The 25,171-nt window shown below is 55.7% G+C and carries 25 protein-coding genes; 11 read left to right on the top strand and 14 right to left on the bottom strand.

What is annotated here, in order from left to right:
• Positions 1-100 precede the first annotated feature (100 nt).
• Positions 101-718 carry a lipid IV(A) palmitoyltransferase PagP gene (gene pagP / locus IM295_RS13050; RefSeq protein WP_193066794.1) on the bottom strand — a complete coding sequence of 206 codons (618 nt, stop codon included), beginning with the start codon at positions 716-718 and terminating at the stop codon, positions 101-103.
• Positions 719-1,112: 394 nt separating this feature from the next.
• Here pagP and dcuC point away from each other — a divergent pair, with 394 nt between their 5' ends.
• Positions 1,113-2,480 carry an anaerobic C4-dicarboxylate transporter DcuC gene (dcuC, locus tag IM295_RS13045; RefSeq protein WP_028012328.1) on the top strand — a complete coding sequence of 456 codons (1,368 nt, stop codon included), beginning with the start codon at positions 1,113-1,115 and terminating at the stop codon, positions 2,478-2,480.
• Between the two features lie 94 nt (positions 2,481-2,574).
• Positions 2,575-3,384 (top strand): ribonuclease I, encoded by an 810-nt coding sequence (rna, locus tag IM295_RS13040; RefSeq protein ID WP_193066793.1) that lies wholly within the window; start codon positions 2,575-2,577, stop codon positions 3,382-3,384.
• Here rna and IM295_RS13035 read toward each other — a convergent pair.
• Positions 3,378-3,998, bottom strand: coding sequence for a flavin reductase family protein (locus IM295_RS13035; protein ID WP_045261019.1), 621 nt, complete (start codon positions 3,996-3,998; stop codon positions 3,378-3,380). The two genes, rna and IM295_RS13035, sit on opposite strands and share 7 nt — an antisense overlap.
• A 270-nt stretch (positions 3,999-4,268) precedes the next feature.
• On the opposite strand from IM295_RS13035, the gene rnk reads away from it, so the two are divergent.
• Positions 4,269-4,679 carry a nucleoside diphosphate kinase regulator gene (rnk, locus tag IM295_RS13030; protein WP_028012325.1) on the top strand — a complete coding sequence of 137 codons (411 nt, stop codon included), beginning with the start codon at positions 4,269-4,271 and terminating at the stop codon, positions 4,677-4,679.
• A gap of 123 nt (positions 4,680-4,802) precedes the next feature.
• Here rnk and IM295_RS13025 read toward each other — a convergent pair whose 3' ends face one another.
• The gene (locus IM295_RS13025) at positions 4,803-6,041 is read right to left on the bottom strand and encodes a zinc-dependent alcohol dehydrogenase (RefSeq protein ID WP_193066792.1); all 1,239 of its coding nucleotides are present in this window, start codon (positions 6,039-6,041) and stop codon (positions 4,803-4,805) included.
• 181 nt (positions 6,042-6,222) lie between these two features.
• Between IM295_RS13025 and uspG the strand changes: the two genes are divergently transcribed.
• A complete protein-coding gene (uspG, locus tag IM295_RS13020; RefSeq protein WP_028012323.1) occupies positions 6,223-6,651 on the top strand; it encodes a universal stress protein UspG in 429 nt (142 codons plus the stop codon).
• A gap of 36 nt (positions 6,652-6,687) precedes the next feature.
• On the opposite strand, the gene IM295_RS13015 is transcribed toward uspG, so the two are convergent.
• The 6 genes from IM295_RS13015 to ahpC form a co-directional block, all read right to left on the bottom strand.
• On the bottom strand, positions 6,688-7,458 hold the full coding sequence (locus IM295_RS13015; RefSeq protein WP_193066791.1) for a DmsC/YnfH family molybdoenzyme membrane anchor subunit: 771 nt from the start codon (positions 7,456-7,458) through the stop codon (positions 6,688-6,690).
• On the bottom strand, positions 7,458-8,015 hold the full coding sequence (locus IM295_RS13010; RefSeq protein ID WP_193066790.1) for a 4Fe-4S dicluster domain-containing protein: 558 nt from the start codon (positions 8,013-8,015) through the stop codon (positions 7,458-7,460). The genes IM295_RS13015 and IM295_RS13010 overlap by 1 nt, the downstream gene beginning before the upstream one ends.
• The gene (locus IM295_RS13005) at positions 8,012-10,288 is read right to left on the bottom strand and encodes a molybdopterin-dependent oxidoreductase (protein ID WP_193066789.1); all 2,277 of its coding nucleotides are present in this window, start codon (positions 10,286-10,288) and stop codon (positions 8,012-8,014) included. Before IM295_RS13005 ends, IM295_RS13010 begins: the two co-directional genes overlap by 4 nt.
• Complete coding sequence (locus IM295_RS13000) at positions 10,285-10,791, bottom strand: molecular chaperone (protein WP_193066788.1); 507 nt, start codon at positions 10,789-10,791, stop codon at positions 10,285-10,287. Before IM295_RS13000 ends, IM295_RS13005 begins: the two co-directional genes overlap by 4 nt.
• A 257-nt stretch (positions 10,792-11,048) precedes the next feature.
• The gene (gene ahpF, locus IM295_RS12995) at positions 11,049-12,614 is read right to left on the bottom strand and encodes an alkyl hydroperoxide reductase subunit F (RefSeq protein ID WP_028012318.1); all 1,566 of its coding nucleotides are present in this window, start codon (positions 12,612-12,614) and stop codon (positions 11,049-11,051) included.
• A gap of 126 nt (positions 12,615-12,740) precedes the next feature.
• Positions 12,741-13,304, bottom strand: coding sequence for an alkyl hydroperoxide reductase subunit C (ahpC, locus tag IM295_RS12990; protein ID WP_008501015.1), 564 nt, complete (start codon positions 13,302-13,304; stop codon positions 12,741-12,743).
• Positions 13,305-13,923: 619 nt separating this feature from the next.
• Here ahpC and IM295_RS12985 point away from each other — a divergent pair.
• The 3 genes from IM295_RS12985 to IM295_RS12975 all read left to right on the top strand — a co-directional run bounded on the left by IM295_RS12985 (position 13,924) and on the right by IM295_RS12975 (position 16,804).
• Positions 13,924-14,829 carry a LysR substrate-binding domain-containing protein gene (locus IM295_RS12985; protein WP_048961264.1) on the top strand — a complete coding sequence of 302 codons (906 nt, stop codon included), beginning with the start codon at positions 13,924-13,926 and terminating at the stop codon, positions 14,827-14,829.
• A gap of 140 nt (positions 14,830-14,969) precedes the next feature.
• The gene (locus IM295_RS12980) at positions 14,970-16,193 is read left to right on the top strand and encodes a phosphoadenosine phosphosulfate reductase (RefSeq protein WP_047367717.1); all 1,224 of its coding nucleotides are present in this window, start codon (positions 14,970-14,972) and stop codon (positions 16,191-16,193) included.
• The gene (locus IM295_RS12975) at positions 16,178-16,804 is read left to right on the top strand and encodes a ParB/RepB/Spo0J family partition protein (protein WP_028012316.1); all 627 of its coding nucleotides are present in this window, start codon (positions 16,178-16,180) and stop codon (positions 16,802-16,804) included. The genes IM295_RS12980 and IM295_RS12975 overlap by 16 nt, the downstream gene beginning before the upstream one ends.
• Here IM295_RS12975 and IM295_RS12970 read toward each other — a convergent pair whose 3' ends face one another.
• Positions 16,805-17,965: a pyridoxal phosphate-dependent aminotransferase gene (locus tag IM295_RS12970; protein WP_193066787.1), complete on the bottom strand. Its 1,161-nt coding sequence runs from the start codon at positions 17,963-17,965 to the stop codon at positions 16,805-16,807.
• 121 nt (positions 17,966-18,086) lie between these two features.
• On the opposite strand from IM295_RS12970, the gene IM295_RS12965 reads away from it, so the two are divergent.
• The 3 genes from IM295_RS12965 to IM295_RS12955 are packed head-to-tail and all read left to right on the top strand — an operon-like array spanning position 18,087 to position 19,926.
• Complete coding sequence (locus IM295_RS12965) at positions 18,087-18,701, top strand: methylthioribulose 1-phosphate dehydratase (protein WP_028012314.1); 615 nt, start codon at positions 18,087-18,089, stop codon at positions 18,699-18,701.
• Positions 18,698-19,387 carry an acireductone synthase gene (mtnC, locus tag IM295_RS12960; protein ID WP_047367714.1) on the top strand — a complete coding sequence of 230 codons (690 nt, stop codon included), beginning with the start codon at positions 18,698-18,700 and terminating at the stop codon, positions 19,385-19,387. The genes IM295_RS12965 and mtnC overlap by 4 nt, the downstream gene beginning before the upstream one ends.
• Complete coding sequence (locus IM295_RS12955; protein ID WP_010428475.1) at positions 19,384-19,926, top strand: acireductone dioxygenase; 543 nt, start codon at positions 19,384-19,386, stop codon at positions 19,924-19,926. Before mtnC ends, IM295_RS12955 begins: the two co-directional genes overlap by 4 nt.
• A gap of 53 nt (positions 19,927-19,979) precedes the next feature.
• Here IM295_RS12955 and IM295_RS12950 read toward each other — a convergent pair whose 3' ends face one another.
• Together IM295_RS12950 and mtnA are read right to left on the bottom strand one after the other, a co-directional pair.
• Positions 19,980-20,450, bottom strand: a complete 471-nt coding sequence (locus tag IM295_RS12950; RefSeq protein ID WP_059357933.1) for an SRPBCC family protein — start codon at positions 20,448-20,450, stop codon at positions 19,980-19,982.
• 42 nt (positions 20,451-20,492) lie between these two features.
• Complete coding sequence (gene mtnA, locus IM295_RS12945; RefSeq protein ID WP_193066786.1) at positions 20,493-21,509, bottom strand: S-methyl-5-thioribose-1-phosphate isomerase; 1,017 nt, start codon at positions 21,507-21,509, stop codon at positions 20,493-20,495.
• A gap of 104 nt (positions 21,510-21,613) precedes the next feature.
• Between mtnA and mtnK the strand changes: the two genes are divergently transcribed.
• Positions 21,614-22,813, top strand: coding sequence for an S-methyl-5-thioribose kinase (mtnK, locus tag IM295_RS12940; protein WP_193066785.1), 1,200 nt, complete (start codon positions 21,614-21,616; stop codon positions 22,811-22,813).
• A 40-nt stretch (positions 22,814-22,853) separates the two neighbouring features.
• Here the strand turns inward: mtnK and IM295_RS12935 are convergent, their stop codons facing one another.
• Together IM295_RS12935 and IM295_RS12930 are read right to left on the bottom strand one after the other, a co-directional pair.
• Positions 22,854-24,095, bottom strand: coding sequence for an LVIVD repeat-containing protein (locus IM295_RS12935; protein ID WP_028012308.1), 1,242 nt, complete (start codon positions 24,093-24,095; stop codon positions 22,854-22,856).
• The gene (locus IM295_RS12930) at positions 24,092-25,156 is read right to left on the bottom strand and encodes a sugar ABC transporter substrate-binding protein (RefSeq protein ID WP_045261033.1); all 1,065 of its coding nucleotides are present in this window, start codon (positions 25,154-25,156) and stop codon (positions 24,092-24,094) included. Before IM295_RS12930 ends, IM295_RS12935 begins: the two co-directional genes overlap by 4 nt.
• Positions 25,157-25,171 lie beyond the last annotated feature (15 nt).

Here is a 25,171-nt window from a genome sequence, read left to right as displayed (position 1 = left end):
CAAAAAGTGACTAAAGTCGCGTTAATTTTCACTGACAGATTTTTATCGCTTACGAATCAACGGCTGCACGTTTTTTCACCACCAGGTAATGTTTTGTCAGTTAAAACTGAAAACGCATCCAGGCGAAGTAAACGTTACCGTTGTTATACGTTCCCGGAATGTAGGTCATCTGGAACGTTGCAGGGCCGTAACCAACAGAGGCCAGAGGCAGCAATACGGGGATCGGAATGTACTTCCAGTTGTCGCGCGCGGTCACCCCGGCGGTATAGCCCAGACCAACGTGGAAGTTCTCATCCGCCAGCGGGCGCCAGGTTTTTTCCCAGCCGTAGCCGCCAATCGGTTCCCACTTGTTAAAGGAGTCTTTGAAGGCCATCAGATAGATGCCATGCCAGTTTCCTTTTTCATCCCAGCGCGACTGACCAAAACCCGCTCCCCAGGGACGCTCGTTGTATTTATCCGTTTTCTCTTTGTCGTAAGCAAAGCGCGCATGCCACGTTATTGCCGGGACATAGAGATCATAATGTTCAGGCGCTGACCAGGTCTGCGAAACATTATCCGTAAAAGTAGAGTACCAGCCTTTATCCGTCGCGTTGTTCTCTGCCTGTGCAACAGAAGAAAACGTTAACTGACCAATAATAAACAATAAAATAGAGAAAAAAGTATTACGTACAATCACAATGCAATTACCATTCTTGATATTCGAGGCAAAGTTTAACATAGAATAATTGAACCAAGCCTTAACGGCATCACCCCTACTCTTAAATATCAGGCCGCTTTTCGGGAATATTCTTAAAGCGGCGTTCTGCTTATCCCGAATAAACCCACATCATGTACGCCTAATGTCTGTTAACGGTCTCCAGTACTAACAGGCCAGACCACACAAAAGTTTAACATTTTGTTATCATTACATAGACATGTTACGCTGTCATTGCCGGTCAAGATCCTTATGACATAAATGCCTTAGCCATGGCAAAAACGCTGTTATGCTGTTCGTTAGTCGTCTGTTTATTGATTTTAATCAGCAAGGGCGGGCCATTAATTCGGCACATTTTCATCCTTCTTTTTTTATATTAATTTTTTATATCTCAGGGCAGAAAGACACAGGGGAAATCATGCTTACGTTTATCGAACTCCTAATTGGGGTCGTCGTCATTGTGGGTGTAGCTCGCTACATCATTAAAGGATACTCAGCCACGGGCGTTTTATTTGTCGGTGGTTTAACGCTGCTGATAATCAGCGCAGTAATGGGTCATCAGGTTTTACCTGCCAGCGCAGCCAGCACGGGCTACACCGCCACGGATATTGTTGAATATATTAAAATCCTGCTCATGAGCCGCGGTGGCGATCTGGGTATGATGATCATGATGCTGTGCGGTTTTGCAGCCTATATGACCCATATCGGCGCGAACGACATGGTTGTGAAGCTTGCCTCGAAACCCCTGCAGTACATTAACTCGCCGTATCTGTTGATGGTTGCCGCCTATTTCCTCGCCTGCCTGATGTCGCTGGCCGTTTCATCGGCAACCGGGCTTGGCGTACTGTTAATGGCCACGCTGTTCCCGGTGATGGTGAACGTGGGCATCAGCCGTGGGGCAGCGGCGGCAATTTGCGCCTCCCCGGCGGCCATTATTCTCTCCCCGACGTCAGGAGACGTTGTGCTGGCGGCGAAAGCAGCCGAAATGTCGCTTATCGACTTCGCCTTTAAAACCACGCTGCCGATCTCGATTGTCGCCATTGTGGGAATGGGTATCGCGCATTTCTTCTGGCAGCGCTATCTCGATAAGAAAGAGAACATCAGCCATGAAATGATGGATGTAAGCGAAATCACCACCACAGCGCCGGCGTTCTATGCCATTTTGCCGTTCACGCCAATTATCGGCGTGCTCATTTTTGACGGGAAATGGGGCCCGCAGCTGCACATTATTACTATCCTGGTTATCTGTATGCTGTTAGCCGCTGTGCTGGAGTTCGTTCGCGGTTTCAACACCCAAAAAGTCTTCTCCGGCCTTGAGGTCGCGTATCGCGGTATGGCAGATGCGTTTGCTGGCGTGGTGATGCTGTTGGTTGCAGCAGGTGTCTTTGCCCAGGGTCTGAGCACGATCGGCTTTATCCAGAGCCTGATCTCCATCGCCACCTCGTTTGGCTCGGCCAGTATTATCCTGATGCTGGTTCTGGTGGTACTGACCATGCTGGCAGCAATGACCACCGGTTCCGGGAATGCGCCATTTTACGCCTTCGTTGAGATGATCCCTAAGCTGGCTCACTCGTCCGGTATCAACCCGGCTTATCTTTCCATTCCCATGCTCCAGGCCTCAAACCTGGGTCGTACCATCTCGCCTGTCTCAGGCGTGGTGGTGGCGGTTGCCGGGATGGCCAAAATCTCGCCGTTTGAAGTGGTGAAACGCACGTCAGTGCCGGTGCTGGTTGGGCTGATCATCGTCATTATTGCTACCGAAGTGCTGGTTCCCGGCGCCGCCTAAGTGAAATTCCTGATTACCTAAAAGCGCCTGCGGGCGCTTTTTGTGCTTTAATAACCCACAAAAATGAATTGCGCACAACCAATCAGGAAATCACATGTTCAGGAAGGATATCGTTATCCCGTCTGGCGCAGTAGCGCTTGCACTCAGTCTCTTCTCAGCACAGGCCGAACCCCTCAAGGCCACGCAGTACGGCGATTTCGATCGCTATGTGCTGGCTTTATCCTGGCAAACGGGATTTTGTCAAAGCATGGTCGAGCGTAACCGCAATGAACCGGATGAATGTCGTCTGCAAAAAGAGCGCGACAATAAAACCGATTTTCTGACCGTTCACGGGCTATGGCCCGGCCTGCCGAAATCCATTGCCGCACGCGGCGTGGATGAACGTCGATGGATGCGGTTTGGCTGCGCCACGCGCCCTATCCCGAATATGCCGGAAGTGAAGGCCAGCCGCAAATGCGCAGCAGCCGAAACCGGGCTGTCGCTTTCCGGCGCGGCTAAGCTGAACGAGGTCATGCCGGGCGCGGGTGGAAACTCCTGTCTGGAACGTTACGAATATGCCAAACATGGCGTCTGCTTTGGTTTTGATCCCGATGCCTATTTCGGCACCATGGTGAGAATGAATCAGGAAGTGAAAAACAGCGCCGTCGGTCATTTCCTTGCGGAAAATTACGGTAAAACCGTCAGCCGGAGTGATTTTGACAACGCCGTTGCCAAAACCTGGGGCAAGGAAAATATAAAAGCCTTCAAGCTGACCTGCAACGGTAATCCGGCGTATCTGACCGAGATGCAAATTTCACTCAAAGCAGACACCATTAACGCCCCGCTTTCTGCGACATCCTTTGCCCCGCAGCCGCATCCAGGCAACTGCGGAAAACAATTTGTCATTGATAAGGCCGGTTACTGATCGCCCACCACCGGTCGCACCATGTCAAACCGGTGTTCGTCACTGATGCCATAGTAAGCCGTCGGCCCACCCGCACGCAGGATGGGCTGCGCTTTCGCCGTCTGGTATATCCCCTCTTCCAGCAGCGTTTCGGCAATATGGATCCCGACCACTTCTCCCAGCACCAGCCAGGTATCCACCGGCGTACCGTCGGCGCCGGTAAGCTGAATGCACTGAGACAGGCGGCACTCAAAGTTGACCGGGCTTTCCGCCACGCGGGGGGCGCTCACCAGCTGGCTTGCTGCAGGCGTTAATCCGGAAAAGGTAAATTCGTCCTGGTCGTGAGGCAGCATGGCAGAGGTCTGATTCATCGCTTCCGCAAGATCGCGCGTTGCCAGATTCCAGACAAACTCCTTTGTTTCAACAATATTACGCACGCTGTCCTTCCAGCCGTTGCTGGAAAAGCCAATGATCGGCGGGCGATAGTTAAAGCAGTTGAAGAAGCTATACGGCGCAAGGTTGAGCTGACCGGCCTGGTCGCAAGAGGAGATCCAGCCAATCGGACGGGGGCCGACAATGGCGTTCAGCGGGTCATGCGGCAGGCCATGCCCCTGAGACGGTTGGTAGAAGTACATAGCGCTCTCTCGTTGGTAAGGGCTGCGGCGAATGATGTTTCGCGCAGCGCCCGGGTTCAGAACATACAGCGTAACGCAATCCGCCAGGAATGAAGACTGAATAAATTTCAGTGAAAATTCATATGGCACATGAATGTGACCTTCATCACTTCAAACTTGCGCGTTCAGCCAGTATCATCGGGAAAGTTAAACCCTCGCTGCCAGACGGCGAGGGTTTTCTTTTGGAATGGTTTCTGCGTTAGACGCAGCATTAACGACATGGAGTAAAAAATGTCCAGACCTACAATCATCATCAACGAGCTCGACGCAGAACGTATCGACAGGCTGCTGGAAAAAGCAGAATTCGCCTCACTTCCGGTGGCCGATGCCCTGAATGAGGAACTCGACCGGGCGCAGATGTGCACGCCTGAGACGATGCCGCATAACGTGGTCACCATGAACAGCCAGGTGAAATTCCGCAACCTGACCACCGGTGAAGAGCTGACCCGCACGCTGGTTTACCCAGCCCAGATGACGGACAGCAGCGCGCAACTTTCGGTTCTTGCGCCGGTGGGGGCCGCACTGCTGGGGCTGCGCACGGGCGATACCATCCACTGGGACTTGCCGGGCGGTGCCTCCACCCATCTGGAAGTGCTGGAGCTGCTCTACCAGCCAGAAGCTGCGGGCGATTACCTGCGTTAATGTCATTCTGAACAAACGCGACCCGCGTTGCACAGAGGATGCGCCTGCATCCTCTTTCCGAACATCTTCACCCGATTGCGCTACATCGCAGGACAGTAACTTGAGCGCCACCGACGAGTGACCTCACACCACGCCGCCCGGGAACGCATTTACCAGGCCCTTCACTTTTTGCTCAGCGGCCTCAGGCGTTTCCGCGCTGGGCACCAGAATCACCTTCCGGCACTCCTCCTCCCGTTTTTCGAAAATCTTATAAGCACGTTCCGCATCCGCCAGGGGGAGATAATGCGTCACAATCTCTTCCGGCGTCAGCAGCCCTTTTTCGATCAGCGGCAACAGTTCGCCCAGCCAGGCGTGGACGTGCGTCTGGCCCATCTTAAACATCAGCCCTTTATCGAAGGCATCCCCAAACAGGAAGCCATGAATAAACCCGGCATACACGCCGGGTACGCTGACCACCCCGCCGCGCCGGACGGCAGCGATACACTGACGCAGCGCTTTGCCGCTGCTGCCCTCAATTTTAAGGTTGCTGAGGATCGTCTCCGTGGTGCTGCCCTTGGCTTCGAACCCGACGGCATCAATGACGGCATCGACACCCCGCTGCCCGGCGGTTTGCTCGATTATCTTTTCCGCCGCGTCGTTATCATCATCAAAATTGATGGGGATAGCACCGTAGCGCGCCTCGGCAAACCGCAGCCGATAGGGGTGATGGTCGATAACAAAAATCTGCTCAGCCCCTAACAGCCGTGCGCAGGCAATCGTCAACAACCCCACCGGACCGGCACCGAAAACGGCGACGCTGGAGCCTTTTTCAATCTGCGCATTTTTTGCCGCCTGCCAGGCGGTGGGTAAAATATCAGAAAGAAACAGGGCTTTATCATCGGAGAGCAGCTGCGGCACCTTAAACGGTCCGACGTTGCCTTTCGGCACGCGCACATATTCCGCCTGCCCTCCCGGCACGCCGCCGTAGAGATGGCTATAGCCAAACAGCGCTGCCGGCGCGGGAATTTGCTTTTTGTTCAGCGCAGCGCCCTGCCCGGCATTGGTATTCTCACAGGCAGCGTACTGCTGCAGACGGCAAAAGAAGCAGTCACCGCAGGCGATGACAAAGGGGATCACCACGCGATCGCCTTTTTGCAGGTCCTTCACCTCTCGTCCGCACTCGACGATCTCGCCCATAAATTCATGTCCAAAAATGTCGCCGTGCTGCACCTTTGGGATCTTTCCACGATAGAGATGCAGGTCGGAGCCGCAAATCGCCGTGGCCGTGACGCGCAGGATGATATCGTCGGGCTGTTCAATGATGGGATCGGGGACATTCTCAACGCGAACATGGTGCGGACCGTGGTACGTGAGTGCTTTCATGCGACCTCCGAAAGGTTTCAGGTAAGTTTATAAAGGGTAGCTACCCCTGAAAGTCTGCCGGGAAATACGCGCCTTTTGAGATTTATCCTGGCGAGAGAGGAAAAGTGCCGAAGCGCTTACAGAAACCATTCATATTTTGTGGTTGAATGTATCCAGCGTTTATAAACAAGGAGAAACGGTTATGTATAAGACAATCATTATGCCGGTTGATGTTTTCGAAATGGAACTGAGCGACAAAGCTGTTCGCCACGCGGAATTCCTCGCGCAGCAGGACGGAATTATTCATCTTTTACACGTCTTACCGGGCTCTGCCAGCCTGAGCCTGCACCGCTTTGCCGCCGACGTGCGTCGCTTTGAGGAGCATTTACAGCACGAAGCCGAAACGCGGCTGCAGACCATGGTCGGGCATTTCAGCATCGACCCTTCCCGCATCAAAACCCACGTCCGGTTCGGTAGCGTGCGCGATGCCGTCAATGAACTGGCCGCGGAGCTGAATGCAGACGTGGTGGTGATCGGTTCACGTAATCCTTCCATTACCACTCACCTGCTGGGGTCGAACGCTTCCAGCGTGATCCGCCACACCCATATTCCGGTGATGGTGGTCCGGTAAATACCAACAAAAAACCCCGCTTTCGCGGGGTTTTGTTTAACAGTACAGGTGACCAATATTGACGATGGTGCTGATGGTATCGCCGAAGAAGGTCAGGCGGCTGAGCACCACGCCCACCAGCAGGAGCGCAAACACCGCTTTCTGCATCGGCTGGCGCTTCAGCGATAACGCGCCACCCACAACGCAGCACAGCAGGCTGCCCAGATAGAGCGGCGAGCTTAACCAGGCGTGAGCGGTCATTTTCATGATAGTACCGCCGCTGAGCCACATCACCGGCGCGGCAATCAGCAGCGCCATCAGGGCGATAATCCCCTGGCGCAGCGCGGCGTTTGATCCTTTCAGCCCGAGCAGCGGCGTTGCGGCACAGCCCATCACCCAGACCGTCGCAAAGAACAGCATCATGGTGATGCCGTTGGCAATGGCCTGCATCGCCGGTGCCGCGTAGGTCATTCCCTGCACCACCACCAGCAGGATCCCGAACAGGGACGCCAGCAGCGCTGCGCCTTTGTTTCCCTTACTCAGGAAGGCCAGCCCAATCATGGCGCCGTACAGGGTCGCGCCCAGAATTTCGCGGCTCAGCCAGGCATGTTTCAGGTTAATCAACGCGTTGTATGCGTGTTCCGGGTGCGCCAGATGCAGCACCGCGGCAATGGAGGCAACACCCAGAATCAGCCCGGTAATCAGCCAGTGAAGGCGGGTGCCATGCACTTCACCACGCAGCGTACGCCAGGTCAGGAGCAGCGTCATCCCGACGGACATCTGGCTTAGCACGGTAAAAATCACCAACGGCAGTTCGTACTTTTCCATTATTTATCCCCCGGCTGTTTTGGCTGACGGGCCAGAATGAAGCGCGTACCCGGATTAAGCTGAGGCATCTTCGGGAAGCCCGGCGGATACTGCACGGCATTGTTCGGCAGAGGATCGGCATCCAGATCGATAATCGACAGGGCACCGACCGGACACGCGTTCACGCAGGCCGGAGCCATACCGATATCCAGACGTTCATAGCACATGCTGCACTTCTCCGCCTTTTGCGTCTCTTCATTGAAGCGCGGCGCGCCGTACGGGCAGTTACGGATGCAGTTTTTACAGCCGATACAGCGTTCAGGGTTATGGATCACCACGCCGTCATCACGTTTGGTGTAGGCTTCCACCGGGCATGCCGCCAGACAGGCCGGGTTTTCACAGTGGTTACAGGCCAGCGAGAAAAACGCACGCTCCTCATGCGGATAAATTTCTTTATCCAGCGGATAGACATAGCGCCAGTAGCGATCCGGCTCAAGCTGGTTAAAGCTCTTGCAGGCCATGGCGCATCCGCGGCAGCCAATACATTTATCACTGTTCACTAAAAATGCGCGTCTCATGCGTCTGCTCCTTCATTCGCGATAAGGGCAATGTCGACAAACTGGCTGTGGATCGCCGCGCCAGGCGCGCCGGTTGCCATCTTGCCCATATCGGCTGGCGTATCTTTCACGACGTTCTGCACGTTGTACTTAAGCTTGTTAAACCAGGACTCATACATCACCAGGAAATCTTCCGGCACGTTGGTGGTAATCTTCGCCCGCAGCTCCACTTCGCCCACGTCGTTAAACACGCGGACTTTCGCCAGCTCGCGAATCCCCTTCTTGTGCGCGGCGGCTGGGTGGATATAGACAAACGGCTCCGGCCAGAAGACCTGCATCCAGTCGAGGTTGACGAACTGAGAGTGGAGGCCGTACTGCAAATGCGGGGTAAACAGATGGAACGGCAGCTTGCCCTCCGCGGCAGGCAGATACTCCGGCAGCGCTTTATGGCCGTTCTTTTCACACAGCTCGGAGAGGAACTCATACTTGCCCGATGGCGTTTTAAACTTGCGGTCGTGCCAGGCCGCCGAGCTGACCATTTTGGCTTTCACCGGCCCATCCAGCAGATCGTCCCAGGAGCGGATACCGAACTGCTTCGCCATGCCCTCATTGAACTCAAGGTCGAGCCATTTTTTCTGGTCAATGTCCTGCGGGAAGGTACAGGAGCCCGGCTCCATTTTGTTGATGGTACGCGAGAGCAGCACGGCAATATCCAAATCGCTCTTGCACTCGTACATCGGTTTAATGGCCGGTTCATTCACCGAAAGCCAGTAATGCCAGTAAGACGACGACAGGTTCCAGTGCTCAAAGGTGGTGGTCACCGGCAGCACAATATCGGCATGCTGCACCGTCTCGTTGAAGAACTGATCGACGCAGACCACCATCTCCAGCTTGCTGAAGGCTTTTTCCATTTTGTTGCGGTCAAAGTCCTGCGCGAACGGGTTCTTGCACGCCACCCACAGCATACGAATGGGCGGATCGTTGGCATCTAGAATGCTCTGCGCGGTCTGGTTCAGGTTCAGCGCGCGGTCGGAATAGTGGCTCTTTTCGCCGCTGTCGCTGACGAACTCCCCTACCGGGCCGCTTTCTCCCACCATGCCAACAGATCCGACCGGTGGCTTCTGCGTCATCGCATGATAGTTGTAGCCCCAGGTCTGCAGATGGCCGTAGCGGGCACCGCCGCCTTCCACACCGATGTTGCCTGTCATGGCAACAAAAGCGTCAATGGCGCGCACGTTCGCCCCACCGTTGACGTGGCGCTGCATCCCGTAGCCGATCCAGACGGTGGCAGGTTTTACCGCGGTGAACTCTTCCGCCAGCTGGCGAATCACCTCTGCCGACAGGCCACAGATTTCAGATGCCCACTCCACGGTAATACTGCTGCGCAGATACTGTTCAAATTCCGGGAAGCCGTGCGCGAAGTTGTTCACAAACTCCTGGTCGACGCGGCCAATATCCAGCAGGTGCCGCGCCATTCCCAGCGCCAATGCGCCGTCCGATCCCGGGCGCACGCGCAGATACAAATCGGCTTTCGCGGCGGTTTGTGAGAACAGCGGATCAATGACCACCACTTTCGCCCCTTTCTCACGCGCCTGATAGATGTACTTCATGGTATGCATGGAGCACCAGGCCGGGTTTGCGCCCCAGATAATGATGTATTTGGCTTTCACCAAATCTTCCGGGTCGTTACACCACATGTCGCCCATGTCATAGTGATGGGCATCGATCCCGGCTGGCCAGCATGGCGTACCGGCGAACCGCGTGGTGTAACCGAGGGAAGACATCATCCCCTCCACGGCATAACTCATCACGCCCAGGTTGCCGGAGTATTTCGACAGCGCCAGACCGAGCATAGACCCGTCTTTCTTTTTAATCTCCAGCATCTTGCTTGCAATGCGCTGCATGGCCTCATCCCAGGAGATGCGACGCCATTTACCGCTGCCGCGCCCATCCTGGATCATCGGGTATTTAATACGGTCCGGGGAGTAGACCCGGCGCGGGTAGGTCAGCCCTTTCACACACGGGGCACCGTGTGTAAACGTGGACTCGCTTGCCCCGTCAACGAAGGTGATGACATCATCTTTGACCCAGGTTTTTAAGCTGCAGGTGTCGTAGCAGTTACGCGGGCAAGCGTTACGGAAAATTTTGTAGGTTTTTGGGTTAAACGGAATGGGGGGCTGTGCCATGGCACATCGGGATGATAATAGTCCGCCGGGTAATGCGGCAACGGTACCCAGCGCAATCAGCCCTTTTAAAAAGGAGCGCCGGTTTAGCTGCCCTTTATCAATACTCATAATATTACTCTCGTCTTTAATTCATCAAACCAATTAGTCATCTGCAACGCGAGACATTTAATTGCGGATGTTTTCGCGCAATCCTTTATTTTTGCGATAAATGCTGGGAGCCATAATTCAAGATGCCCCTGCACAAAGCGGGCGAGTGCGTCATGATATTGCGGCGAATGTCTGGCATGCGCGGAGAGCATCACCACCAGCTCCATTTCATAGCTGACGTGATCGTCGGGAACGCTATTTTCCCCGGTCACAAAAAGCCCGATGCTGCGCAGGAATTCGCGTACGCTCAGCGTTGTAGCGCCCATCAGCAGAGGCTCTTCGTCCAGATACACCGAGGCATAAGGCGGCGCCAATAGCGTTGCAGGGCCGACAAACAGGGCGTTGAAATCATACTCAACCTCTAACGCCTCATCCTGCTGCCAGGTTTCACTTTCCGGGAATAAAGGATGTAACGAAGCGCATCGCGATGCTATGTCCGCCGCGTTAAAGAAATCACGAAACATCAATCCCTTTATTTCAAATGGGGTTAACGTCTCATATATTGAAGAAGTAGATGTATCTTTGCCATTCATATTAAATATAAATATTTATCGCTATAAAAACGACAAGATATTATCAGCAGGCTTATTATTTTCTTTGATCGAAGCAGGTAATTAACGCATGAAGGGGTTAATAACGAGGATAATTGAGGGTAAAAAAATCTAAAAAAAAGCCACCTCATAAAGAGGTGGCTACTGCAGGTATGTCTTACTTTCTTTTATTATGCGGTTTTGGTGCGGATCAGGTAGTCAAACGCGCTCAGGGACGCTTTTGCACCTTCGCCAGTCGCGATGATGATCTGCTTGTACGGCACGGTGGTGCAGTCGCCCGCGGCAAACACGCCCTTCACGCTGGTTTCACATTTCGCATCGATGATAATCTCGCCCATGCGGTTGCGCTCAATCGCGCCTTCAAGCCAGGTGGTGTTCGGCAGCAGGCCAATTTGCACGAAGATCCCCGAAAGCTGAACGCTATGAACGTCGCCGCTTACGCGGTCACGGTACTCCAGACCGGTCACTTTGCTGCCGTCGCCCTTCACTTCCGTGGTCTGCGCGTTCAGCACGATGTCGACGTTTTTCAGGCTGCGAACTTTATCCTGCAGCACCTGGTCGGCCTTCATCTCAGGCGCGAACTCCAGCAGCGTCACGTGTTCAACAATCCCCGCCAGGTCGATAGCCGCTTCCACGCCGGAGTTACCGCCGCCGATCACCGCCACCCGTTTGCCTTTAAACAGCGGGCCGTCACAGTGCGGGCAATAGGTCACGCCTTTGGTACGGTACTGATCTTCGCCCGGCACATTCATGTTGCGCCATTTTGCCCCGGTGGCAACGATCACGCTGCGAGCTTTCAGCACCGCGCCAGAGGCGGTTTCAATCTGGTGTAAGCCCCCTTCCACCGCCGCCGGAATCAGCTTGCTGGCGCTCTGGCTGTCGATCACATCTACCTCGTAATCGCTGACATGAGCCTTCAGTGCACCGGCCAGCTTCTGACCTTCGGTTTTTGGTACGGAAATGTAGTTTTCAATATCCACGGTATCCAGCACCTGTCCGCCAAAGCGTTCGCCCATAAGACCGGTACGAATACCTTTACGTGCAGAGTAAACCGCTGCCGCCGCGCCCGCAGGGCCGGAACCGACAATCAGCACATCGTACGCATCGCGTTTGTTCAGTTCTTCCGCCGCGCGTTTTTCCGCGCCGGTATCCACTTTGGCGACGATTTCCGTCAGCGTCATGCGGCCCTGGCCGAACTCCTGACCATTCAGATACACCGCCGGAACACCCATCACGTTGCGATCGGTGATCTCATTCTGGAACGTACCGCCGTCAATCGCCGTATGCTTGATGCGCGGGTTCAGAACCGACATCAGGTTCAGCGCCTGCACCACGTCCGGGCAGTTGTGGCAGGAGAGCGAATAATAGGTTTCAAACTCAAAATCACCGTCGATATCGCGGATCTGCTCCAACAGCGCCTGCGCTTCTTTTGACGGATGACCGCCGGTCCACAGCAGCGCCAGCACCAGTGAGGTAAATTCATGCCCCAGCGGAGAGCCGGCAAAACGCGGTCCCTTGTCCGAGCCCGGGTTAGTAATCAGGAAAGAGGGTTTACGAACCGCAAGCGAATTGTCTTCTTTGAAGGTCACTTTCGGCGACAGTTCAGCGATCTCTGCCAGCAGCTCTTTGATTTCTGCCGATTTCGCGCTGTCGTCCAGCGTGGCAATCAGCTCAACGGGTTTAGTCAGTTTCTCAAGGTAGGCCTTGAGCTGGGTTTTCATATTGGTGTCGAGCATAGTTCTTCCCTCTCTTAAGACGTCATCATGCAAGCTGCCTTTGCGGGCGGCCTGAATGCAACTTGCATCATGGTGCTGGAATGAAATGGGCGCGGGGGCGCCCATTGATTGCCGGATGGTGAAAACTTAGATTTTACCGACCAGGTCCAGGGATGGAGCCAGGGTCGCTTCGCCTTCTTTCCATTTAGCCGGGCACACTTCACCTGGGTGAGAAGCCACGTACTGAGCCGCTTTCACTTTACGCAGCAGGTCAGAAGCATCACGGCCGATACCTTCAGCGGTAACTTCGATAGCCTGGATAATGCCCTGCGGGTCAACCACGAAGGTTGCACGGTCGGCCAGGCCTTCATCTTCACGCATGTTGTCGAAGTTACGGGTCAGGGCGCCAGTCGGGTCGCCGATCATCGCGTATTTGATTTTCGCGATGGTTTCAGAGCTGCTGTGCCACGCTTTGTGGGTGAAGTGGGTATCGGTAGACACAGAGTAAACGTCTACGCCCAGCTTCTGCAGTTCGTCGTAATGGTCAGCTACGTCACCCAGTTCGGTCGGGCAAACGAAGGTGAAGTCAGCCGGATAGAAGAAGAAGACGCTCCAGCGACCTTCGGTATCTTTCTCGGTTACTTCAATGAACTCACCGTTTTTGAACGCCTGGTTTTTGAAAGGTTTAATTTTAGTGTTAATCAAAGACATCTGTACTTCCTCCGTGTTTTCGTTGAGAGCTAAGGTAACCAACTTTGCTCATCGGGGCTAATGCGTATGCTTTATCAAATCAATCAGCCAAACCTTACAACTTCAACAAGACAGCAAGGTGAACCTGCTGCGGTACTCCAGAAAGTATAAAGGCCGCCTCAACGGGCGGCCCTGATACCTGAATTCCCCGCAGGTACATTCAGTGCCAGCCGAGGCTGGCGTTGCGTTGCGCTCTACATACCTTGTATCAAGGTCGTAACAGCAGGTTGATTACACCACCAGCCCCCATCGAGAGCAATCCATCAAAAGCGCGTTCCTGCCTATGGCTGTGATAGGTTTTGACTGAGAGAAATACATTACGCTCGTAAATTAACTTTACGTAATCAATTTACGGCAATATATAAATGTCAACATTTATTAAATTGAACCCAGCCCATTCAAAGATAAAATTATCTTAATCTCACATGTAATTCTATTTCAATAATCCGATAGCGTGATATATTAAGATAACTTAAATAACACTTTAAGTTAGTTAACCACAAGGATTGTAAATGGTTAGCTTTAATCTATAGTTATCATCAATATGTTAACAACAGACTCACGGCAAACAGGATGACACATGGCAAATCTTTATGACCTTAAAAAATTCGACCTTAATTTACTGGTCATTTTTGAGTGTATCTATCAACATCTTAGCATCAGCAAGGCCGCTGAAACGCTTTACATCACCCCTTCAGCCGTCAGTCAGTCTTTGCAACGCCTGCGTGGCCAGCTTAACGATCCGCTGTTTATCCGTTCCGGCAAGGGGATCACCCCCACGACCGTCGGGACTAACCTGCACCTGCATCTTGAGCAAAACCTCAATCAGATTGAGCAGACCATCAACCTGATGCACCACACCGACATCAAGAAAAATTTTGTCATTTATTGTTCTCAGATGGTGACGCCAGGCTATCTTCTCGACCCCATTCAACTGTTAATGTCTCAAGAAAATTGTGAGGTAGAACAACGCGATATGCTTGTCTCTGCGGAGTCAGCAGAGGATTTACTGGCCTACCGTAAAGCCGATCTCATTTTTACCGTTGCGCCCGTGAATAATCGCTCCGTTGTCTGCTCGCATTTCACCACCATTCCCACCGTGATGATCTGCCGCGAAGACCATCCGAGAATTGGTACAGAAGTCTCCGTCGAGCAGTTATACAATGAGAAATTCACGATGTATCAAAGCACGAATACGGGCGTGAAGGAGTATCAGGTTCGAGCCAACGAAGCGTTCCCGGAGAGAAACATCGCGTTCCGTTCGGACTCTCTCAGTTCGCTCCTCTCTATGATCAGCATGTCTGATTTAGTCGGCTATATTCCTCTTTCCATTTTTGAAACCTATAAACACGCTTTAAAATTAAAGTCCGTAGCCGCGCCCTTCAAATTGCCCGAAGCGCAAATCTATATGGTCTACAACCGCGCGTCGTTAAACAGCAGTGTATTCGCCAGCTTTATTGAAAAATTGCATAAGTTGGCTCAATAGAATGGACGCGTCATCGCGAAGGTATTTCCAGCAAGAATAGAGTGAAGGCGTAAAATAATTAGTTGAGAATGAAAACATATAATAACATGATGGCAGTTTAATAGCATTAACGGTATTCCATACGCAGGATGCGACTCATCATGTCTATCTATAAATACCCTCTTCAGGAAAACGTTCTGGAGGCTGCTTCAGAACGCATAAACTGGACGCTGCAAAATTTTACCCGCGTGTGCGTCTCATTTTCTGGCGGAAAAGATTCAACGGTGATGCTTCATCTTGCTGCGCAACGGGCGCGGCAGCTGAACAGAAAAATAGATGTCCTTTTTCTGGACTGGGAAGCACAGTTCTCCTGCACCATTGAGCATATTGAGAACATGAGGACCCAATATCGTGACGTCATCAATCAGTTCTGGTGGGTGGCGCTGCCGATCACCACGCAAAATGCCCTCTCTCAGTACCAGCCGGAATGGCAGTGCTGGGAACCTGGCATAAGCTGGGTCAGACAGCCTCCGCCTGATGCCATCACCAGTACGTGTTATTTTGATTTTTATCAGCAGGGGATGACCTTCGAGGCCTTCGTCAGGGACTTTGCCGAATGGTATGCGCGAAGGCGCCCCGCCGCAGTGATGGTGGGCATCCGCGCCGACGAATCCTATAACCGCTTCCTGGCAATCGCCTGCGCACGCAAGCAGCGCTTTTCCGACGACAAACCCTGGACGACCGTCGCGCCCGGCGGTCATGCCTGGTATATCTATCCTCTCTACGACTGGAAAACCGCCGACATCTGGACCTGGTTTGCCAAAACGGGCTGCGCCTATAACCCCCTCTACAATCTGATGTACCAGGCCGGCGTGCCGCCGCGCTACATGCGCATCTGTGAACCCTTTGGCCCGGAGCAGCGACAGGGTTTATGGCTCTATCATGTCGTTGAACCTGAACGCTGGGCCGCCATGTGCGCACGCGTCAGCGGCGTGCGCAGCGGCGGAATTTACGCGGGGCACGACAACCACTTCTACGGTCACAGAAAGATCCTCAAGCCCGACCACCTCAGCTGGCAGGAGTACGCCATGCTGCTCCTCGACAGCATGCCGCAACAGACGGCTGAACATTATCGCAATAAAGTCGCGGTGTACCTGCACTGGTATCAGAAGCGCGGGATGTCCGATCTTCCCGATACGCAGGAGGGTGATATCGGCTCAAAGGATATCCCGTCCTGGCGGCGAATATGCAAGGTTCTGCTCAACAACGATTACTGGTGTCGGGCCCTCTCCTTTAGCCCGAACAAGCCAAAGCACTATCAGCGCTATAGCGAACGGATGAAATCAAAACGCAATGAGTGGGGGATCTTATGCAGCAACGACTGATTACCGAACTGGAAACCTATTTGCAGACGCTCACCGACGAGCAACGTATAGATGCCATCAATGCTTTTCGCCAGGCCATGCATCATCTCAGCCCGTTCAGCGACCAGCCCGTCGACTGCGTGCTGTGGATAAAGCAGGACGCTATCGTTGCCAACGACTACAACCCGAATAACGTGGCGCCGCCGGAAAAGCGTCTGCTGAGTCAATCGCTCGAGCTCGACGGGTTTACGCAGCCCATCGTGGTGACGGAAAGCGAGCCGGCGCATTACGAAATTGTCGATGGCTTCCATCGTCACGAAATCGGTAAAAGCAGGGCCGCGCTGAAGCGCCAGCTTCGGGGCTATTTGCCCGTCACCTGCCTGCGCAAAGATCGCCAGCAAAAGCTTGACCGGATGGCCGCCACCATCCGCCACAACCGTGCGAGGGGACGCCACCAGATCAACGCCATGTCCGACATCGTCCGGGAGCTGGCCCAGCTTGGCTGGAACGATGAGAAAATTGGTAAGGAACTGGGGATGGACAGCGACGAGGTGCTGCGCCTGAAGCAGATCAACGGCCTGCTGGAGCTGTTTGCAGACCGTCGCTATTCCGAAGCCTGGACGGTGAAATAGTCAGAGCGTCGCCAGACGCTCTGCCGCAGCCAGCAGCGTCGATTCCTGTTTCGCAAAGCACAGGCGGATCAGCTTATGCGGGAAGGGATCGGCGCAGAACACCGACAGCGGAATAGCCGCCACGCCCACCTCCGTCGTCAGCCATCGGCAAAAGCTGACGTCGTCCAGATCGGAAATCGCGCTGTAGTCCGCCAGCAGGAAGTATGTCCCTTCACACGGCAGAATTTCCAGACGGCTTTTGCTCAGCGCATTTACAAACATATCCCGACGCGCGCGGTAAAAATCCGGCAGCTCGCGATAGTGCTGCGGTTCGCTGCGCAGCATGTCCGCCAGCGCCAGCTGGGCCGGGGTATTGACCGCAAAGGTCAGGTACTGATGCACCTTGCGCAGCTCCGCGCTGATGGCCGCGGGGGCCACGCAGTACCCTACCTTCCAGCCGGTCATATGGTAGGTTTTTCCAAATGACGACACCGCAACCGCGCGCTCGCGAAGCTGCGGATGGGCCAGCACGCTGGCGTGCCGTTCCTCCGCAAAGCAGATGTGCTCGTAGACTTCATCGCTCAGGACGTAAATTTCCCGCTCGGCGATAGCCTGCCACAGCGCGGCAAAATCGGCCTTTTGCCACACCGTCGCCGACGGGTTGTGCGGGGTATTCAGGATCACCAGGCGCGTTTTATCACTCAGCAGCGCGGCGAACGCCTGCCAGTCCGGGCGGAAATGCGGCGGCTGGAGCGCCACGCGCTTCACCACGCCACCGGAGAGTTCAACCGCAGGCGCATAGCTGTCGTAGCTTGGGTCAAAGCAGATGACTTCATCCCCCGCGCGCACCAGTGCGGTGATGGCCGCATACAGCGCTTCGGTCGCCCCTGCCGTCACCGTGATATCGCTGTTCGCATCGGGGTGATAGCCATACAGCACCGCCGTTTTGTCGGCAATGGCTTCCCGCAGCGCCTGCACGCCGGTCATCGGCGCATACTGATTCGCCCCCTGCGCCACGTGGTGCGCCAGACGTTCCTGCAAATATTTCGGACCATCGAAATCGGGGAACCCCTGCGAGAGGTTAATGGCATTGTGCTGCTGCGCCAGGGCGCTCATCTGCGTAAAGATGGTGGTACCGAGATTAGGAAGTTTACTCTGCGGGATCAATGCGTTATTGCTCATGTTGTCGTGCCTGCTTGTAATACTTATGTTGCTGCCACTATAACACGATGTTAGTCTTTAGCAATCAAGACGCTTAGACGTCTAAACCATATCAATATTCCTGGCCGAGGGGTAAAAGGAAATGACAGACAACCTGCTGCTCACACACCTGGTCGACGCCTGCCGCTGGATAGGCGCCAAAGGCTGGGCACCCGCCACCGGCGGTAATATGTCGTTGCGTCAGGACGAGCACCTCTGCTGGCTCAGCGAATCCGGCAAGGACAAAGGCAGCCTGACCACCGACGATTTTCTACAGGTTGAGATCGCCACCAACCGGGCGCCGTCCGGTCGAAAACCGTCGGCGGAGACCGGGCTACACACCCTTATCTATCGCCTGTTCCCGGAGGCTAACGCTGTCCTGCACGTTCATACCGTTAACGCCACGGTGCTGTCGCGTCTGGTCAAAGAAGCCGAACTGAATATCAGCGGTTTCGAGATGCAGAAATCGCTTACCGGGCAGACTACCCATCTGGATACCGTCGCCATCCCGGTGTTTGATAACGACCAGGACATCGACGCCCTCGCCTCGCGCATCGCTCATTACGCCCAGGAGCGTCCGCTTAATTATGGTTTTCTTCTGCGCGGCCATGGCTTAACCTGCTGGGGACGCGACGTGGCCGAAGCCCGCCGTCATCTGGAAGGTTTAGAATTCTTATTTGAATGCGAAATGCGTTTACGACAACTGGAGAGAGTATGATTCGCGCGATTGTGACGGATATTGAAGGAACCACCAGCGATATTCGTTTTGTCCATGATGTTTTGTTCCCCTACGCGCGTGAGCGGCTGGCGGCCTTCGTGACCGCCCAGCAGTACGCCGAGCCGGTCAAATCGATTCTGGACAACCTGCGCGATGAAATCAGCGATCCGCATGCCGGCGTCGGCGATCTCATCAACGTGCTGTTTAGCTTTATGGATGAAGACCGCAAATCGACGGCGCTCAAAGCACTGCAAGGCATCATCTGGCAGGAGGGCTACATCAACGGTGACTTTACCGGCCATCTCTACCCTGACGTTCTGCCCGCGCTGGAAAAATGGAAGGCGCAAGGGATTGATCTCTATGTTTATTCCTCTGGCTCCGTTGCTGCGCAGAAACTGTTATTTGGCTACAGCGACGAAGGTGATATTACTCATCTGTTCAGCGGCTATTTTGATACCCACATCGGCGCCAAGCGCGAGGTGCAGTCTTACAAGAACATAGCGGCGCACACGGGCATCGCCCCGTCGCAGATCCTGTTCCTCTCGGATATTCATCAGGAGCTGGACGCGGCTGAACAGGCGGGTTTTCGCACCCTGCAACTGATTCGCGGTGAAGATGACGGCGCGAGCCATCACCATCAAATCCACCAGTTTGACGAGATTAATCCGGAGCAGATCCCTTCATGAGCGCATTGACCATTTATTCCGATAAAGACGCCAGTCAACACCAGTGGCACAGCACCGACGCCGCCGAAATCGCGCAACAGCTGAACGCTAAAGGCGTGCGCTTTGAGCGCTGGGCGGCGGACCGTGATTTAGGGCAGGATCCTGCGCCCGAAGCCGTGATCGAAGCGTATCAACATGCGATCGACAAGCTGGTGGCAGAGAAAGGCTACCAGAGCTGGGATGTCATCAGCCTGCGCGCCGACAATCCGCAGAAAGAGGCGCTGCGCGCGAAGTTCCTGAACGAACACACCCACGGCGAGGACGAAGTACGCTTTTTCGTGGAAGGTGCCGGGCTGTTCTGCCTGCACATTGGCGATGAGGTTTATCAGGTGCTGTGCGAGAAAAACGACCTGATTTCCGTGCCGGCAGGCACGCCGCACTGGTTTGATATGGGTTCAGAGCCGAACTTTACGGCCATTCGTATTTTCGACAATCCGGAAGGCTGGGTTGCCCAGTTTACGGGCGATGCGATCGCGGATGCCTATCCACGCCTGGCCTGATCTTTTCTCCCTCTCCCTGTGGGAGAGGGTCGGGGTGAGGGCACCAGCGCGCACTAAGCGTTAAGCCCTTTCACATACTTCACCAGCTGATCCAGCACTATCCCCCACCCTTCGTGGAAGCCCATCTGTTCATGCTGCTCGCGGATTTCCTTCGTCGGATGGCGCGCAATCGCCGTATAGCGGGTTTTCCCCTCCCCGACGTCTTCCAGCAACAAAATTGCCGTCATAAACGGCTTCTCGGCCGGTTTCCAGCCTTCGGTATAGCCATCGGTAAACACCAGCTTTTTCCCCGGGTCGATTTCCAGGAAGACACCCCGGTTATCCATCCGCTGCCCGTCCACCTCAAACACGGTGTTGAACCGCCCGCCCACGCGCAGGTCGAGGTCGCATTCGGTCACCTTGTGCGGAGCAGGAATGAAGAAGTTTTTGATGTGGTCCGGCGTGGTCCAGCAGAGCCAGAGCAGGTCGCGCGGTGCGTCCACCACGCGCTCCAGTTTTAAGTCTGTTTCAGGATCGAGCGTCACAATGTTGTCCTCTCAGGGAACCCCCTTAAAGGATAGCCGGACTCAGGCAAATTTCCCTTCCGCCACCTCATCCGGCGTGACCACACCCGTATCCAGCACCCAGCCGCTAATCAGCGAGGCGGGCGTGACGTCGAATGCCGGATTATAGACCTGCGCGTCTTCCGGCGCCCACTGCACCGCGCCAAAGCTTCCGGCAACGCCCGTCACTTCGCTGGCGGCGCGCTGCTCGATGGGGATCGCATCCCCGTTCGGGCAGGCCGGGTCGAGGGTCGTTTGTGGGGCGGCGACGTAGAACGGAATGCCGTGGAATTTCGCCAGCACCGCCAGCGAATAAGTGCCGATCTTGTTCGCCACATCACCGTTGGCGGCGATGCGATCGGCCCCTACCCACACGGCGTCCACCTGCCCTTTCGCCATCAGGCTGGCGGCCATGGAGTCGGTAATCAGCTGATACGGCACCCCCAGCTCGCCCAGCTCCCATGCGGTCAGCCTGCCGCCCTGCAACAGCGGACGGGTTTCATCCACCCAGACGCTGCTGACGTTACCCTCCTGATGCGCGCGGGCAATCACGCCCAGCGCCGTACCGACGCCCGCGGTTGCCAGCCCGCCGGTGTTGCAGTGGGTCAGCAGACGGCTTCCGGGCTTCACCAGCGCGCTGCCCGCTTTCGCAATGGCGTCACAGAGCCGTTTGTCTTCGTCAATCAGGCGCAGCGCCTCCGCCACTAGCGCCGGAACATACTCTTCCTGCCACAGCGCCAGCTTCATGCGGTCAAGGTTGTTCATCAGGTTCACCGCCGTCGGGCGGGACGCGCGCAGGGTTTCCAGCGCAACCGCCAGCTCATCGCGGCTCTTGCCGTTTTCCGCCAGCAGCGCCAGCAGCAGACTTGCAGAGAGACCGATCAGCGGCGCGCCGCGCACCCGTAGGGCGTGAATATGCCCGACCAGCGCCTCTACCGTTGAGGCATCCAGCCAGCGTTTCTCCTGCGGAAGGGCCTGCTGGTCGAGAATAAAGAGCTGATTATCCGCTACCCGCAGGCTGGTCGTCTGTAATGTCTGCATGTCGTTAATTCCCTGTTGCGTTGTTGTAGCACATTGTGTCAGGATGAAATCCAGATGTATAGACGTCTACATGTCTTTATTAGTAAACCCGTGAGGAGCAGGCCATGTCGCAATATCGTACCTTTACCGCTCAGGACGCCGTGGAGTATGCCAGGCAGTTTGGTGGGCTTGACGATCCGTCATCGCTGGTAGAGGCGCAGGAAGTGGGCGACGGCAACCTCAATCTGGTTTTTAAAATTTACGACAGCGCGGGCGTCAGCCGCATCATCGTCAAACAGGCGCTGCCCTACGTGCGCTGCGTCGGCGAGTCCTGGCCGCTGACGCTGGATCGCGCCCGCCTCGAGGCGCAAACCCTGGTCGAGCATTACCAGCACAGCCCGCAGCACACCGTGAAAATCCACCACTTTGACCCGGAACTGGCGGTGATGGTGATGGAAGATCTCTCCAGCCATCGCATCTGGCGCGGCGAGCTGATCAACAACATTTACTACCCGCAGGCGGCGCGCCAGCTGGGCGAATACCTCGCGCACGCGCTGTTCCACACCAGCGATTTCTATCTGCACCCGCACGCGAAAAAAGCGCAGGTGGCGAAATTCATCAACCCGGAGATGTGCGAGATCACCGAAGATCTGTTCTTCAACGATCCGTACCAGGTTCATGAGCGCAATAACTACCCTGCCGAGCTGGAAAATGACGTCGCCGCCCTGCGCGACGACGCCCCGCTAAAAATTGCCGTGGCCTCCCTGAAGCACCGCTTCTTCTCGCATGCCGAAGCGCTGCTGCACGGGGATATTCACAGCGGCTCGATTTTTGTGGCCGACGGTAGCCTGAAGGCCATCGACGCCGAGTTCGGCTATTTCGGGCCGATTGGCTTTGACGTCGGCACCGCCATCGGTAACCTGCTGCTCAACTTCTGCGGCCTGCCGGGCCATCTGGGCATTCGCGATGCCGCCGCCGCGCGCGAGCAGCGCCTGACCGATATTCAGGAGCTGTGGAACACCTTCGCGGAACGCTTCCATGCGCTGGCAAACGAGAAAGCCCGCGACGCCGCGCTCAGCGCGCCAGGCTATGCCTCCGCGTTCCTGAAAAAGGTTTGGCATGACGCCATCGGCTTCTGCGGCACCGAACTCATTCGCCGCAGCGTCGGGCTTTCCCACGTCGCGGATATCGACACCATTCAGGACGAGGCCATGCGCCACGAGTGCCTGCGCCACGCGATGACGCTCGGCAAGGCGCTCATTGTGATTGCCGACCGTATCGACAGCGCGGAAGATCTGGTGGCGCGGGTGCGGCAGTACAGTTGATTTTCTCCCTCTCCCTGTGGGTGAGGGCATCAAACCGCACTCACCCCAGATACTCAATCACCGACAGCCCGCCGTTATAGTCCGTGCTGTAAATAATTCCCTGCGCATCCACAAACACGTCACAGGACTGGATCACCTGCGGGCGATTCGGGCGCGTGTCCATCATCCTCTCCGGTGCCGCGGGCACCAGCGCACCGGTTTCTACCGGGCGATACGGATTGGAGATGTCATACGCGCGCACGCCAGCATTCTGATAGGTGGCAAAAATCAGCGTTGAGCTGACAAAGCTTCCGGGCCGGTTCTCGTGCAGGTTGTGCGGGCCGAAATGCGCCCCTTTTGCCACGTAGTCGATTTCATTCGGCTGCGGGAAGGTCGAGATGCTCACCGGGTTCGACGGCTCGCGGATATCAAACAGCCAGATCAGCTTCTCGCCGTCTTCCTGGTTATCGAGCACCGCTTCGTCCAGCACCACCAGCAGATCCCGGTCCGGCAGCGGCAGCGCGGTGTGCGTCCCACCGCCAAACGGCGGACTCCAGTTACGGTGGCTAATAAGCTTAGGCTGGGTACGATCCTTCACGTCAAGCAGCGTTAAGCCGCCGTCGCGCCAACTGCCGTACGCCGTATCGCCGGCAATAATCGCGTGGTGCAGCGCGTAGCGTTTCCCTTCCGGCCAGTTCGGCTGTTCGCCTTCGGCCTGGTTCATGCCCGGCAGCCACCAGCGCCCTGCCACCTCAGGCTTACGCGGGTCGGCCAGGTCGATCGTCAGAAAGATGTAGTCGGTAAAACCGTCGATCAGCGCCGACACGTACGCCCAGCGGCCACCGACGTACCAGATGCGGTGAATGCCGATGCCGCTCAGCGAGAGAAAGCCAATTTCGCGCGGCGCGTCCGGCGTGGAGATATCAAAAACGCGAAGCCCGGCGCTCCAGCCCCTGTCCTGCACGTCGCTGACGGTCTCTCCTACCTGACGGGTATAGTAGACCTTCTCGTCGGCGAAGCGGGCATCGGCAAACAGATCCCGGGCGTTGATCACCAGCAGCAGGTCGTCATGCGCCTGGAGGTGCACGTTCCAGGTGCCCGGCGGCGCAGGCACATAGCCCGCGGGTTTCGGGTTTTTCGGGTCGCGCACGTCTACTATCGAAAAGCCCTGCGACACCATATGGCCGATATAGGCGAAACCGCGGTGCACCATCAGCTGCACGCCGTCCGGGCGACCGCCCTGATCGCTATGGCCGATCAGCCGCATATTGCGGCTGTATTCTGGCGTGGGGAGGATGCTCATTTATTTTTCGCTTCCAGCGTCGCAAACCACGGCGCGATAAAATCTTCCGTCTGGCCCCAGCCCGGAATGATTTTGCCCAGCGACGCTACGTTCACCGCCCCCGGCTGCGCGGTCAGCAGCGCCTGCGGGATCGCAGCGGCTTTGAAGTCGTAGGTGGCAGGCGTGGCTTCCCCGGCAATCTTATTAGCGATCAGGCGCACGTTGGTCGCGCCAATCAGCTTCGGATCCACCGCCACGCTCACCTTCCACGGGCTGCCCGGCTCGCGCATCAGCTGTAAATCCTGGTTGGAGATGTCGATGCTGTAGAGTTTAATCTCGGTACGGCCGTTCTCCTTCAGCGCCTTATACGCGCCCTGGCTGAAGGCATCCCAGGTGCCCCAGATGGCGTCGATTTTGCCTTTCGGGTATTTCGCCAGGATCGCGCCCACCTTGTTGGCGGTGTCGCCCTGCACGTCAGAAGAGACCGCGCCGATGGACTCCAGCTCTTTAATCTCCGGGTACTGCTTTTGCAATTCTTTATAGGCTGCCTGACGGCGCTCCATCGGCGGGAAGCCCGCCACCCACAGCTTGACGATATTCGCCTTGCCGTTGAAATCTTTCGCCAGTTGGCCGAAGGAGAGATTCGTCAGGGAGGCGTCGTCCTGCTGGGTGACGGTCACGCCCGGGATCTCGCCGTTTACGGCGGTATCAAATACGGCGACCTTGATCCCGGCATCCACCGCCTTCTTCACCAGCGCGGTGGAGTACGGATCGCGGCCCTGCGACAGGATGATCCCGTCATATTTCTGGCTGATGGCCTGGTTAACGAAGTCCTGGAATTTAGCGTCATCCCCGTTGCTCAAAAAGGTACTGACCTTAAAGCCGAGCTTTTTCCCTTCCTGAATGGCCCCGGCAACAAACTGCGTGGTGTTGTCGTCCGAGCCGAGGTTACGGATCACCGCGATGCGGATCGGTCCGTCGTGGTTCGCAATGGCGGCCGGAACCGGCGCGGGCGTGGCCGCAAATCCCGGCAGAGAAGTGAGTAACCCCAGTGCGACCAAAGAGAGCGCAATCTTTTTCATTTTTTATCCCGTTGT

It is taken from the genome of Enterobacter cloacae complex sp. P14RS (assembly GCF_014895895.1).
GTDB lineage: Bacteria > Pseudomonadota > Gammaproteobacteria > Enterobacterales > Enterobacteriaceae > Enterobacter > Enterobacter bugandensis.
The sequence above is the reverse complement of the archived record's forward strand: the minus strand, read 5'-3'. Positions and strand labels throughout refer to the sequence as shown.

What these genes read in the sequence shown, in the direction of transcription:
- pagP (WP_193066794.1), bottom strand. Translation starts at nt 718, where the DNA reads ATGTTAAACTTTGCCTCGAATATCAAGAATGGTAATTGCATTGTGATT.
- dcuC (WP_028012328.1), top strand. Translation starts at nt 1,113, where the DNA reads ATGCTTACGTTTATCGAACTCCTAATTGGGGTCGTCGTCATTGTGGGT.
- rna (WP_193066793.1), top strand. Translation starts at nt 2,575, where the DNA reads ATGTTCAGGAAGGATATCGTTATCCCGTCTGGCGCAGTAGCGCTTGCA.
- IM295_RS13035 (WP_045261019.1), bottom strand. Translation starts at nt 3,998, where the DNA reads ATGTACTTCTACCAACCGTCTCAGGGGCATGGCCTGCCGCATGACCCG.
- rnk (WP_028012325.1), top strand. Translation starts at nt 4,269, where the DNA reads ATGTCCAGACCTACAATCATCATCAACGAGCTCGACGCAGAACGTATC.
- IM295_RS13025 (WP_193066792.1), bottom strand. Translation starts at nt 6,041, where the DNA reads ATGAAAGCACTCACGTACCACGGTCCGCACCATGTTCGCGTTGAGAAT.
- uspG (WP_028012323.1), top strand. Translation starts at nt 6,223, where the DNA reads ATGTATAAGACAATCATTATGCCGGTTGATGTTTTCGAAATGGAACTG.
- IM295_RS13015 (WP_193066791.1), bottom strand. Translation starts at nt 7,458, where the DNA reads ATGGAAAAGTACGAACTGCCGTTGGTGATTTTTACCGTGCTAAGCCAG.
- IM295_RS13010 (WP_193066790.1), bottom strand. Translation starts at nt 8,015, where the DNA reads ATGAGACGCGCATTTTTAGTGAACAGTGATAAATGTATTGGCTGCCGC.
- IM295_RS13005 (WP_193066789.1), bottom strand. Translation starts at nt 10,288, where the DNA reads ATGAGTATTGATAAAGGGCAGCTAAACCGGCGCTCCTTTTTAAAAGGG.
- IM295_RS13000 (WP_193066788.1), bottom strand. Translation starts at nt 10,791, where the DNA reads ATGTTTCGTGATTTCTTTAACGCGGCGGACATAGCATCGCGATGCGCT.
- ahpF (WP_028012318.1), bottom strand. Translation starts at nt 12,614, where the DNA reads ATGCTCGACACCAATATGAAAACCCAGCTCAAGGCCTACCTTGAGAAA.
- ahpC (WP_008501015.1), bottom strand. Translation starts at nt 13,304, where the DNA reads ATGTCTTTGATTAACACTAAAATTAAACCTTTCAAAAACCAGGCGTTC.
- IM295_RS12985 (WP_048961264.1), top strand. Translation starts at nt 13,924, where the DNA reads ATGGCAAATCTTTATGACCTTAAAAAATTCGACCTTAATTTACTGGTC.
- IM295_RS12980 (WP_047367717.1), top strand. Translation starts at nt 14,970, where the DNA reads ATGTCTATCTATAAATACCCTCTTCAGGAAAACGTTCTGGAGGCTGCT.
- IM295_RS12975 (WP_028012316.1), top strand. Translation starts at nt 16,178, where the DNA reads ATGCAGCAACGACTGATTACCGAACTGGAAACCTATTTGCAGACGCTC.
- IM295_RS12970 (WP_193066787.1), bottom strand. Translation starts at nt 17,965, where the DNA reads ATGAGCAATAACGCATTGATCCCGCAGAGTAAACTTCCTAATCTCGGT.
- IM295_RS12965 (WP_028012314.1), top strand. Translation starts at nt 18,087, where the DNA reads ATGACAGACAACCTGCTGCTCACACACCTGGTCGACGCCTGCCGCTGG.
- mtnC (WP_047367714.1), top strand. Translation starts at nt 18,698, where the DNA reads ATGATTCGCGCGATTGTGACGGATATTGAAGGAACCACCAGCGATATT.
- IM295_RS12955 (WP_010428475.1), top strand. Translation starts at nt 19,384, where the DNA reads ATGAGCGCATTGACCATTTATTCCGATAAAGACGCCAGTCAACACCAG.
- mtnA (WP_193066786.1), bottom strand. Translation starts at nt 21,509, where the DNA reads ATGCAGACATTACAGACGACCAGCCTGCGGGTAGCGGATAATCAGCTC.
- mtnK (WP_193066785.1), top strand. Translation starts at nt 21,614, where the DNA reads ATGTCGCAATATCGTACCTTTACCGCTCAGGACGCCGTGGAGTATGCC.
- IM295_RS12935 (WP_028012308.1), bottom strand. Translation starts at nt 24,095, where the DNA reads ATGAGCATCCTCCCCACGCCAGAATACAGCCGCAATATGCGGCTGATC.
- IM295_RS12930 (WP_045261033.1), bottom strand. Translation starts at nt 25,156, where the DNA reads ATGAAAAAGATTGCGCTCTCTTTGGTCGCACTGGGGTTACTCACTTCT.